This is a genomic window from Bacillus sp. EU55, assembly GCF_038005925.1.
Taxonomy (GTDB): Bacteria; Bacillota; Bacilli; order Bacillales; family Bacillaceae; genus Bacillus; species Bacillus velezensis.
Map to the genome: position 1 here is coordinate 1,983,868 of NZ_JBBOUE010000001.1, position 11,988 is coordinate 1,995,855.

Below are 11,988 nucleotides of genomic sequence, written 5' to 3' on the forward strand. Positions count from 1 at the left end.
TCATCCTCAATCGTTTTTTGTATTACTTTAATAAACTTTCAATAGCTCCTAGGCTCACAACTGTCTCATAAGGTGAATAGTGTTTTGCTGCCACACTCATGTTTCTTAAATCATCTATGGCAATTCTTTTATTTATAAAAGCTTCTCTATGAGTCTCAATAACATATTTAGGATCAGCAAATGGCTTACTTACAGTATTACAAGTCACTTCTTCATAAACAGCAGGAATTGAATCCAACAGATACTTATAATCACACAGCTCTTTCATTAATTGTTCTTTGTTAATATTTCCTGTTCCATCTTCAATGATTTCCTTCCAGAAAGACTCGTAAACATCTTTGTAATCAGTCACTTACACTGCCCCAATCCGAATAAAATTAAAGTTTTATCAATAGTGAATTTTAAAGAATTCGTTATCTTGTGGGTTTACTTTGAAAATCAAATCTAAACCTGAAACTTCTCCACTAACACCTTTAAGTTCTGCTCTAGAAATAATTTCGACATTGTTAAATTCTAAAGTAACCTTGTGTGACTTTGTTGTCTCAATATGGCGACCAATTGTTTCAGCTAATAGTTTGAATTCAGAGCGAGGAGTTTCTTTTAAAACTGAAATATATTGTTTCTTCCCTAACTTTGATTCAAAGGAGGTAGGGGCTTTATAATCGCCTAAAAATTTAAGTACATCAAAGTTTAACAGAGCGTTCTTTGCAAAAATCAAATACGTTTCATGTTCATCGCTATAAAAGATTTCAACATCTTGAAGAGATGTTAAATCAATTAAAGATTCCTCAGTTGTTTTATCATACAAGTGAAGGTTATAAACTTCGTGCATTGCTAATTCCAAATTTATTCTCTCCTTTGAAACAAAGACTCAGTAATTGTCCTCTTAAATTCTTCCGAAAATTGATCCCAATGAATAGACAATTCGTTAATAAATGAAGCAGCGCTCAATATTTAACCCCCTTTTTTAACGGATTATGCAGTTCCTCAATAAACAAAGTTAATAGGAGCCTACATCGAGGCTCCCTTAGTTGAAAAAATAATGTCCTAATACTTCGATTAGGCTCTGTTGTGTGTATCATTCTTAAAGCGAATTATGTATGTAGCCTCAATACCTGCATCATCAAAAACCATAAATTTTTGAGAAGGTTTTGTTCCGAACCGACCTTGCATAGCATAATCATCCGCACCGACAAGCGCTCCGTTTACTACAACTGTTGTGCTGCCATACTCTTTTTCATAATTGTGATGAATATGACCACCGAATATGTAAGAAGGGATGTAGCCAAGTAATTGAGGCAATCGTGTTACACACTGATCAACACGATCGTAGTGTCCGTGTACAAACACGACTTCCTGATTGTTGATTTTAGCGGGGATGAAACCGTCTTGCTCAGGTTCAATGGAGATGTTCTTTATGTTCTTCAATCTGGCTTCGAGGTACCAATTAATGAGGTATTCAAAGTTTTCTTTAATCCCTACATCATTTTTAGAAGGGGAGAGGCGACCGTGATTTCCTGCCACGTTGTAGAACTTAACCTCTTGAAACTCACTTGCCAACATAGCTAGCACTTCTGCAAGCGTTTCTGATACATATTTAATTTGTTCTACAGCATCTTCATTGGCCTGAACTCTTGTAGACACATGAATAAGACCTCCGATTAAATCACCGAGATTTGCTACGTGCAGTGTGGAAACATGATTCTGTTTACCATACTCAATCACTTTGTTGGTTAGATGTTCTACACGCTCATTGAAGATTTCTTTGTTGAATTTATTAATGCGGTTATCGATTTCCATTCCGAAGTGCCAATCACTGAATAGAGCAAGTCCATGTTTTTCAGCAATAGCGGGGGATGGGAAGGTGAAGCGAAGGGGTCTTTTTGACTCTAGAGATGCAATAGCTTGAACAACATCATCTTTAATTTGTTCAAACCGTGCTTGATTGGCAATGAATTTCCGGAATTCTCTTTTTTGATCTCGTGCTTTGATTGTTTGTTTTTCGGATTCAATGCGAATTTCTTCATGTTTTTGTTGAACTTCTTTGTTCATATTCTTTGAGATAAAGTAATCGTGCCAGCGCTCAAATTGTTTAAAGTCTTTACGCCATTTGCTTTCATCATAGTTGGTTCCCTGATCTTTATTTAATAGTGTAGCAATTGTTTTTGTGTCAATGTGATAAGTATCTTTGTTTTTGAAAAGTCTAATATGATAATCAGTAAATGATTCGTCTTTTTCTCGCTGTAAAACAGTATCTAAAATAGCTGTCATTCAGTCACCACCTACTCATTGATTTGTGGAAGTTCGTCTTCTTCGGTAATAGAAATCTTCACTTTCCGACCGTCAAATGATTTTAAAATTGAATTCAGATCATAACGCTCGATGTCCGTTTTTGTTTCTTCTTCAATAATCCCATCAATGTAAGTATAGTTACCTTTTAAATTTACTGTATGAACTTTCTTAGCCAAATTAAATTCCTCCAATATGTGTTTTATTTTCGTTCAATAAGCTCCTTCGGAAGCCCGATGATCCGAAGCATCGGTAACGTCCGAAAAGGGGATATAAAGGAGATGAAAAGATAAGTCGGATAGGCGTTGGGGAAACGCCCGAAGGAGATTATTGATAACTTGCGTACCGGAAGGCTCTTAAGCACATTCCGGCTGATCGGTAAAGTGAAACGCAAGCACAAAAAGACCTCCGCCGTAGGGTGCGGAAGCCTCGTTCTGATTGCGTTTGGTAGTTGCAAATCTTAATTATTTGATTTGAGTGAAAAGATTATTAAGAAAAACAGGATAATCCAAAGGGTTGACAAAAAAGAAGCACAAAGAGATGCTAACCAGAAATTTAAAAGTATCATAAGGGAATTACTAAAACTTCCGTTTAAGCAAAATAACACAATCAGGGACAAGAGTGATAAAATAAACATATAGGCAATAGCTGTCATTAGCCAAGATATGATTTTTTTATTTGTTCCTAACGCAACTAAATGTTTATAGAATTTGCTTATATTAGATGTCTGTAATATCGAAACACTCGCAATAAAAAAACCAACGGAAGTTGACCCAAATGCGATTGAACCTAATAAAACATCCTTTAAGTTCACAATTTTGTCGTAACTGGGATGGATAATAAAAGCTATAATCAATGGTATTACAAAAAGAAAAATTTTAATAATAAACCCACCCAATTTAACACCGCCTTATTGTTAATTATTCGTCGCTGCTTATATACATTGTCTCTATTAATGTTTTTTGCTTTGAAAAGATGGTCTTTAAAGATTCCATTATCAAAGTAGCTGTTTCTTTTTGATTCTTGTCTAACTTTACACGAATAAAATCAGTAAAACGATCACTTAGTAAATCAAGCGGCTCTGTGATATCTCCATGCTTTGATACTGCTTTAAGGGATGATACATTTTCACCTAATTTAATCAGGTCATTGATTTTCCTAACAGTATCAAACACTTTCATGCCTTGTTCTTTTGCACTAACAGTAACTTTAACCCGTTCTCCACCAAGGAAATGGGCTAAATACATATCGCCTAAAATTGGTCTATTCTCTAACTTTTTAAAGTTTAAATTTTTTGGAAGGGAGAAAGAGTACTGAACTTCTTCAATTCCTTTTGCATTCGAAAGTCTTAATAGCTTTTTAGCATCGGGCACTACATCCATTTTAAACTTGTTATGCTGAGAGCATATGCCAGTATGCTTTAGAAGCTTTCGAATAAAAACTCCAAAAGTTTTGTCATTAACTCCACCATGCTTTTTATGAAGTAAAAGGGTTTTAGTAAGAGGATAATACAAAAAACCTGTATTAACGATAGTTCCTTCATCAGGCCCATCAGCATATTTTGTTCTTGTACCATCAAGTTTGGCTATTTCGCCTTCAGAAGTTACATCAAGCTTTTCTAATACCCCCACCCAAAAGTGACGTTGAGATGCTTCATTTTCTTTGTTTTTTTCTAAAAAAGTAATCCGTAAAACATTTCCACCCGCCTCTATATTATCTACTTTTTGCTGATCGATAATTCCTTTCTGATGTTCAAACAGCTTGTCTATTCCATTTTCTTCGCCGTTTGGTTCGGAAAAGTTAAAGAAATTTCCTCTAATAGTTATTACTTTAGATGACAAAAGACTCACTCCTAGTTTATATTCAACTAGGATATTTCGACACGAATGCCATTTTTCCTTCATAAATAACAAAAATTGAAATAATTTAATTTGCTTTTTGAGTTGGTATTGTCTTAAGACAAATAAACATCATGATTATTAATAGTTGGCAATAGTATGACAAAGCAAAAAAGCTTACAAGGGCATTATTTAAAGGGAAGGAAGACGCATCTTCCTTCCCTAAGTGCAAGCCGAAGCAGTACACCGCAATTAATATTCAAGCTACATGTCACCCATAGTAAGACTGTGATGGGATTCACCCTACATAAACAGCAATTTTTCAGCTTGAGTAGCAATGGTCTTACCGACATTTTTAGCCCGATAATAGCCATTTACCTGTCTCTTTTTAGATACAGACATGCGAGTTAACCTCGAACCCTCATAAGTGACCATTATCCGACTAACCACAATGTCCAGTTGTAGCTGTAAAGTCGAATTTAATGCTTTTGTTTGTATGAAAGTGAGAATAGACATTTTTAGAAAAAGCTTCATCCACGATGGGGCAACACCCCGCTAATATCCACTTATCCGAAACCCTGGCATTCCAAGTCCTCAAACAAATGAATATTAGCCGAGAACTGATATCCCACATATCAGTAAACAGCTTATTATTGACGACACCCCCATGCCATCAATAAAAGAACTCTAATTAATTAACCTGGAGCTGAACACATGCGGAAAGAGGAGAGGGCGACAATTTCCTCCACAACATCTAACTCTGCCACTTTTAGGAGCATAAGCTCTATGTGACATGACAAAGCGTGCAGGAAGCCTTTCCTGTCGTCCTCATTAATTTTATTAAGCTTTTACTGCGTCTTTTAGTGCTTTAGCAGGCTTAAATTTCACTACTTTTGAAGCAGGGATTTCGATTTCCTCACCAGTTTGAATATTCCTCCCTTTACGAGCTGCACGTTCACGAACTTCAAATGTTCCAACTCCAGGAATCTTGATTGATTCACCTTTTGCCAATGTTTCTGAAAGTACTTTAAACACTCCATCTACATTAGTCGTAGATTCTTTCTTAGTAACTCCTAATTTTTCTGCAACTTCTCCTACAAATTCTGTTTTGTTCATGTTTTAATTCCTCCTAGTGATATTGTTTATTTTTGTGTTAAAGTATAATTACGGTAACGTTTATGCTTCTTTTGAAAAACGGGAGAGGTACTCACCCTTATATGTGGAAATTAGCTTTCTTTCTCCCTTATGGCGATTATCTCAAAAGGGGCTTTCAGACCAGTCATATCAAGGGTTCAAGGCACTTTTTTTGTTAAACTTTTTCCGGTAAAATCGCTGTACCCCTTGGGGGAGTAAGGCTCAAGGCACTTTCTATTTTATCGCTTTTTTGCTTTATACTTTTTATCAGCTATTCTTCTTTGCTCCCTTTTGGCATTTTGAGCACACTTTTCGCAATACTTTTTCTTATTGGACTCACTTCGCAAAATCTTGGAGCATCGAGCACATAATCTAAGTGTGGCTTGGTTTTTAATTAAGTTATTTAAAATAACATTTCCAAAGCACTCCCACAATGTTGATTTGAATTTGCTTTTCTTTTTATATAAATGCTTAACCAAAACATCGGCAACATATTGCTCGTCTTCGTGTATCTTCAGCAATCTGTCTTTGATAACCTTATAAACATAAAGTTTTTGTCCAGGCTTAATGTCTTCATCATTCATGAGCCATTTCTTGTGTTGGTCTAATCGTTTGTACTCACTAATAATTGCCTCGTCCAACTTAATCTCTTTGTTCTTGAGCAGGAAACGATAATCGAACTTTCCTGCAACAGCTGCGAAATTAATTCGGTCAGAAGGGATAATGGAGTCTAACTTGTTTACTGTGCTTTCATTAATTAACTCAACGCCATGTTCTTCTTTATCCTTTGCATTGATGAAGAAGTGGGGTACTTTATTTTTTATGTAATCTTTGATTTTTTCATCGACATGATCAGGTCGGGTAGGCATGAATAAGGTTTTTGCGAACTTTGATACCCTCGGTTTCCCGATATTTTATTAGGGAATAGACCATATCATCATCTGTGCTAGACAGATGGTCAGCGCTTCATAATAAGGAATTTCACCTTATTATTACTCCATAAAGGATGGTCGTTGCACCTTCATTTACAAGTGCTTCCCAGCATGATGTAAACGCTTGGCACAGGGTTATCGTATCGATAAGGACTTAGAATTCCCCTGTTAGCACACTCATTGACGATCATTTCCTATCGCTGCTTTTCGCTGAATGCACACCCTAGATTTCTAGGTTCACTGACTTTTCATCCGCATATCGCTATGCGACGCGACTAAAAATTTAATCGATAGTAAAGTTATTTTCCATACATAGCCATTTGATCACGTCCATATTTATGTTGTCACTGTTCCATATCTTAGTGATGTTGTTGCTGTACTCCCCGATATTGATCCCATAAGCAAGAGTTAGTGCTTCATAGATGTTTTTGCTATTAATCTCTTGTTTCTGAGCTACAGACATTTCATAATACAACGGAACGATGTTTTCCATATTACGTTTGGCAATATTAACGATTAACTCATCAGCAATAATTAAGGCCTTATCCCCGTCATTATCAAACTGTAGCAACTTAGATATCGGATCATGAATGCTTGTGTAAACACCTGGGGTAATGAACCACTTTTCATATTTCTTATCTTTTTTGTTCCACCTAACACCATGCTCTCTGAATAGGTGAGGGGAGCGGAGGATGTCAATATACCCTTCATCATATAAAGAACAATGGACATCATTTCCTGAAAGCAGTCCTTTTGGATTCTGGATATTCAGAAATAATTTTTCGCAGAAAGCATATAGATCAGGGCATAAGTATGTATAACGAGCACCATCAACAAGCAATTTTCCTGATTTGGCATCTTTAATCATGCTTTTCTTTTTATTTTTAATAATTTCTTTCGTGTGATCATCGTTAAGAAGTTCTGGATATAGAAGTAAAGCGTCCTGAAGAGCTGTCCGATGTTTCTTTTTCTCCGTAGCTCCAAGAACTCTTAACATGGTTTCTTTGTCAGTTCCCAATGTGGTAATCTCTTTTACAGTCTTTGAGCTCATTTGAATTAATTCTTCATCGGAGATATCTGTAAGTGTCTGGAGCATTTGATAAGTGAGTTTACCTTCAACAGAAGGATCTTCTTCGTTGAGTTTTGCCCCTAAGCATCCATATTTTTTATAATTGTATTGATATTCTTCCCACGATGAATAATACTTCCACATTTTAAACTGGCTTTTAGTGAAGATAATTTGAACATCATCTTTCACTACGTCCCATTCCTTGCCGTATATATCAGTTACTTTAAAAGCTTTGTTTTCCTCAGCAAATTTACGAAAATCAAAAGGGACTAATAAACCCTTTACCCATGGGAGCCTTACCATGAAGCTTTTACGACTTAGAGTGGGGAGTATCATTCCGCAGCCATCTGTATGTTCAATGGGAATGTTCATTGTTTTTCGTGTGATCTCGTATGTGTCTCGATCAATGTAGTCAACGAGACTCGACACATCAGTTTCTAAGTCGTTGACAACAATAGCTTTATCAATATCAATCTCCCAAGGACTGCTGGCGCTGTTAGATAAGGCCATATAGCTATTCCATTTGTTAATGCTGCTACCACCAAGGGAGTTAATCTTTTCAATACTCAAGCCGCATGTCAAAGCATCCTGATACTTATCGTAGGTGCTTTTTTTAATGAAACATGACTTCTTTGTACGAATTTGACCGGCGCTGCTCGTGAAATAAACGTATTTTTCATTGTTATGTAAAAATCCCTGATCAATAATGTCCTTCAATACTTCAAAATGGTAAGTCTGTACAACCATGATTTCCTCAGAAAGAGTGTTTTCTTTAATTCCTAATGTTCGGGTCAACACTGAATCAAATAAAGAAATCACTTTATTGTCCCTTAAACTGTCAGTTCGAAGTGTTCTTATGTTACTATGTTCTCCGAATGCGGAATAGAGGCATTCTTTAAGGTATGTAATTCTTTGTGATATGTATTTCTTATGTTTATTATTTACATTGTCTAATGTCTTAAGATAATCTCTATATCTATAAGACTTCAAAATCTTATTATGTAATGAGTTTTCTTTGTCATTATAAAATGCTGATGTATCCACACTGTAAATGTGAACTTGCTTAGACAGTCCATCCTTTTTTCTTTTCAATCAATCCCCTCCGTTTAATACTTATATTTCACTTTTTAATATTAATAATTACTCCTTAAATATTTATAAACCAGTCTTTTATATGTAATCGATTCTTTATCAATAGTACCGAAGAGTTTGAAGTCCTCATAAAGCTCGCATTCGCTTTGTGTAGCCCAATCATTTTGCACAATTGATTCTAGAAATTCAATTACGTGAGTAGTCATGTATGTTTTCCGCATATCACACCTCCTTTTTCTTGTTTATATTATATACTTATATTTTATTTTTGTCTATGGTTTTCTGAGCCGAAAAATTAATTCAGCTCAATAAGCTCAAAAATTTCTTTGATGTCGCAATCCAAGACTTTTGAAATGACAAGAGCATATGAAAGTGAAGGGGTATACTTACAGAAACCACTCTCATCATTTTTAGACCATCTAGAAATCTGCTGTTTTGTTACACCGGTTTTTTCTGCAAGCCAAACTTTTTGAATACCTCGTTCTTTTAAATAAGGTTCTAAATTGGTTTTTATTTTGTATTTCAATAATAACCATCCTTTCTTATTTAAAAGATACAACACTAATACCTTCATCTCAATCGAGTTATTGATTTTTTAAATGTAATGTTCTTTTTGTAATCATTAATGATTACAAAAGTTGCAGAAAATGATTACTTCGGATATTATCATATTGGGTAATCTTTTATCCAGAAATATCAAGCCTGATCATTTTGTGGAGGGAGTAATTTTGGGGAATTATTTTGAGTTGATAACTTCCAACCTAAATTTTGATGACTTGTCAATTTTGACTTTTCTTTCGGAAAGGGGAGCAGACATTAAAGTTAAAGCAATTTCCAAAAATGAAATCAAAGATATAGCTATTGAAGCAGGTACGCCTTTGACAGAAGCAGCTTTAAGAAAGGCATTATATCGGCTTGAAGCTCTTATGTTTATAAAAATTGTGGCTGGGGCGAGATCCCACAAAGTAATGTTAACTGATTATGGATACGAAGCTTTGAGATATCAATTAGAAGGGGAGAGGGTTTAATGTTTGGATTTATTGGAGTAGGTCAGGCAGGTGGAAGTGTTGCAGATGAAGCGATGAAGAGAGGATTTCATTCTGTTGCAATAAATTATTCACTTTCAGACCTTAATTCATTGGTCAATATTCAAGATAAGCTGCATTTGGTCGGAACAGAAGGAGTTGGCAAAGAAAGAAGTGTAGCAGCGAAACATATGAAAAACAACTGGGAATCTTCTATTGAGTTTATAAAGAACACAATGGAAAAGCCTTCAGTTCAAGTCATTTTTGTTGTTTTCTCTGCAGCTGGTGGAACCGGTTCAGGGGTAGCTCCTATATTATTAGAATTGTTAAACGAATACCTTGCTCATAAAACCATAGTCGCTGTTCCAATCCTTCCTGACAACAATGAGGTACTGGTTAACCAGATGAATTCACTGGAGTTACTAGATGACTTATCTATGCCAGAGACATGTGTTTTACCTTTGGATAATCAAATGGTTTTGAGTAAATACGAAGGAAAGATTTCAGAGAGCAGGCTTTACAAGGAGACAAACAAGCTGTTCTTGGATTTAATCGAAGTCTTACTCAATTACACGGACAGAGGATCAAAGATCAGTACATTAGACAGGAAGGATTTAAATCAGCTTTTTGATACACCAGGAATTATGACTATTGCTCAAACAGACCTCAATGAATTTACAAATGAGGGCAAGTATTTTGATAAACTGCATGACGATATACAAAAGTCTTGGAACAAATCAATTTTCACACCAGTTGAGTTTGAAAATGTGATGAGAGCAGGAGTTATTCTGGATGTTCATGAGTTCTTAACGGAGCATATATCGTATAATGAGCTGTTTAATATCTTTGATAACAAGATGCCCCTAGATTTATTTAAAGGACATTATGATAAAGGGAATAGGGCGATAACGATTCTTAGTGGATTAACCTGGATCAATGAACGGATGAAACAATTAGATGATTTAATTGAAAATGGGAACACTGAAGTTAAAGAAACAACTGTTTATAAAGCTAAGAATCGACGTAGAGAGGATTTATTTAAACCGAAGAAACTGGAGAACAAGGAATCGAAAAAGACCTCGTATATGGAGGCACTGAAGAGACTAAAGCGCTAATTTTAAAGGAGGCTGCCTACTAAGGTGGCTTTTTTATTTTGATTTTTTATAACCCCCCTTGGTGATCGTGAGTTAAAAAAGTGCTTATCGTAAATGAAGGTCGGAAAGGGTTATTTAGTTGATATAGCATTGTTTTAGAGCTGTCAAAGGGGATAATAGGTGTTTTGTGATCGTAAAACGTAGACAGGAGAGAGGAAAAGTGGTCGTTGAGTTAAAAATCTAATGAAAAAGGGGAGAATGAGGGGTGGAAAAACATTGATATTATAGGCTTTTACGATAGCGATTACGATATGAAAATAGGCTGAAAATGTGAAAGTGAAAAAATAAGTTGGGTGTGGAAATGGAAGTGCTAGGGGTACATTTGTTCCTGTTTTTTGGTCTTTAGATGTTAATATACCCCCATATACTGGTAATATAATACACGTATAATATCCGTTATACCTGCATTTGATGATTTCAGCCGTTAAACTGAGTCTTTACCATGATTGCAAGCGAAAAACAAGATTAATTTTTTAAAAATTAAATAAGAGTGGTTTTGAATATGAATGACCGTTCATTAAAAATAATCGTGTGTATAACGAGAGGAAGCAAATCGAAGTCTTATATTTTTTATTCTTCATCATAATACTCATTCCAATTCTCCGCATTAATCACATTCATAGTCTTCCTTCATCCTGTTTCCACTCTCACATATCCATTACTGCAAATTATCCTATATCATTCCTAACCTTTCCACTATCACAACTCACCAACATCTCTTCAGAAGCATTCTAATCCCTTTCTCAGCCTTCCTATTTCGGTTCTAATGTCATAAGTCTACTTAACTCCACATCCTCATATACGCAATTATAATGGACAATACGCTATTCACTAATACGATATAAAAATAAAAAATAAGTATAATAATTGTATACATTTAGTATGGAAAATGTTATAATAGATACATAGGGAAAGGAGGTGTACATAAGTGCTTGAGAAAGTGGGTATAGCAATTGCTTTTCTTATTCCTATCACGGTTTTGATCATCAACTGTTTAACAATAGTTGAGAAATTCCAAAACATAAAGAAGAATAAGAAAGGCGAAAGAGATAGACAAAAAAAATAAAGCGTATACGCAAGCGTCTCCGACCAAAGAGACAACGCAAACGTACACGCAAATAACATCTCTAAAGGGGATTAATTTCCCCTTTAGTTGCTACCCATATTATAACATGATCAAGCACTTTGTAAACATGAAACGATTCTCATTGTGGTTTACGAACATTACATTTGTTATTTTATTCTTATTGTTCCTCTTCATCAAAGATTACTTCAGCAACGGAATACAGTCGCTTATTACGATTGTCTTTATAGTAACGTGTATCATCATCATTTTGTTATGGATCATTTACTTTGTTTTACGCGGAAAGAATGTAGACAAGTCCAACTAACATCCCACTATACGGTGCTTATTAGAGATGAGCGGGACAAATAAATGGACTGCCACAAATGTAC

The 11,988-nt window shown here is 35.3% G+C and carries 11 protein-coding genes and 3 pseudogenes; 3 read left to right on the plus strand and 11 right to left on the minus strand.

Annotated elements, in window-relative coordinates; all coding sequences use genetic code 11:
- Window positions 1-22: 22 nt before the first annotated feature.
- The 11 genes and pseudogenes from NYE50_RS09915 to NYE50_RS09965 all read right to left on the minus strand — a co-directional run bounded on the left by NYE50_RS09915 (window position 23) and on the right by NYE50_RS09965 (window position 8,880).
- Window positions 23-352, minus strand: a complete 330-nt coding sequence (locus NYE50_RS09915; protein WP_022553083.1) for a hypothetical protein — start codon at window positions 350-352, stop codon at window positions 23-25.
- A gap of 36 nt (window positions 353-388) precedes the next feature.
- Complete coding sequence (locus NYE50_RS09920; RefSeq protein WP_224988279.1) at window positions 389-844, minus strand: hypothetical protein; 456 nt, start codon at window positions 842-844, stop codon at window positions 389-391.
- Between the two features lie 215 nt (window positions 845-1,059).
- On the minus strand, window positions 1,060-2,271 hold the full coding sequence (locus NYE50_RS09925) for a metallophosphoesterase family protein (protein ID WP_021493595.1): 1,212 nt from the start codon (window positions 2,269-2,271) through the stop codon (window positions 1,060-1,062).
- 11 nt (window positions 2,272-2,282) lie between these two features.
- Window positions 2,283-2,468 carry a YonK family protein gene (locus tag NYE50_RS09930; protein ID WP_019712268.1) on the minus strand — a complete coding sequence of 62 codons (186 nt, stop codon included), beginning with the start codon at window positions 2,466-2,468 and terminating at the stop codon, window positions 2,283-2,285.
- Between the two features lie 281 nt (window positions 2,469-2,749).
- Entirely contained in the window at window positions 2,750-3,187 is a 438-nt protein-coding gene (locus NYE50_RS09935) for a hypothetical protein (RefSeq protein ID WP_224988277.1), read from the minus strand.
- Between the two features lie 22 nt (window positions 3,188-3,209).
- On the minus strand, window positions 3,210-4,130 hold the full coding sequence (locus tag NYE50_RS09940) for a hypothetical protein (RefSeq protein ID WP_046559803.1): 921 nt from the start codon (window positions 4,128-4,130) through the stop codon (window positions 3,210-3,212).
- A gap of 151 nt (window positions 4,131-4,281) precedes the next feature.
- Window positions 4,282-4,374: pseudogene (locus tag NYE50_RS09945) on the minus strand (hypothetical protein); the annotation flags it as partial.
- Between the two features lie 593 nt (window positions 4,375-4,967).
- Entirely contained in the window at window positions 4,968-5,243 is a 276-nt protein-coding gene (locus tag NYE50_RS09950) for an HU family DNA-binding protein (RefSeq protein ID WP_224988275.1), read from the minus strand.
- A 257-nt stretch (window positions 5,244-5,500) separates the two neighbouring features.
- Window positions 5,501-6,148, minus strand: a pseudogene (locus tag NYE50_RS09955) (hypothetical protein); the annotation flags it as partial.
- 334 nt (window positions 6,149-6,482) lie between these two features.
- Window positions 6,483-8,354 (minus strand): annotated as a pseudogene (locus tag NYE50_RS09960) (RNA dependent RNA polymerase); the annotation flags it as partial.
- Between the two features lie 295 nt (window positions 8,355-8,649).
- Complete coding sequence (locus NYE50_RS09965; RefSeq protein ID WP_224988273.1) at window positions 8,650-8,880, minus strand: helix-turn-helix transcriptional regulator; 231 nt, start codon at window positions 8,878-8,880, stop codon at window positions 8,650-8,652.
- 202 nt (window positions 8,881-9,082) lie between these two features.
- Here NYE50_RS09965 and NYE50_RS09970 point away from each other — a divergent pair, with 202 nt between their 5' ends.
- The 3 genes from NYE50_RS09970 (at window position 9,083) to yonT (ending at window position 11,599) form a co-directional block, all read left to right on the plus strand.
- Complete coding sequence (locus tag NYE50_RS09970) at window positions 9,083-9,382, plus strand: hypothetical protein (protein WP_061520678.1); 300 nt, start codon at window positions 9,083-9,085, stop codon at window positions 9,380-9,382.
- The gene (locus tag NYE50_RS09975; RefSeq protein WP_224988271.1) at window positions 9,382-10,494 is read left to right on the plus strand and encodes a tubulin-like doman-containing protein; all 1,113 of its coding nucleotides are present in this window, start codon (window positions 9,382-9,384) and stop codon (window positions 10,492-10,494) included. Before NYE50_RS09970 ends, NYE50_RS09975 begins: the two co-directional genes overlap by 1 nt.
- A gap of 967 nt (window positions 10,495-11,461) precedes the next feature.
- Window positions 11,462-11,599, plus strand: coding sequence for a type I TA system toxin YonT (yonT, locus tag NYE50_RS09980; protein ID WP_340764367.1), 138 nt, complete (start codon window positions 11,462-11,464; stop codon window positions 11,597-11,599).
- The last annotated feature ends 389 nt before the right edge of the window (window positions 11,600-11,988 follow it).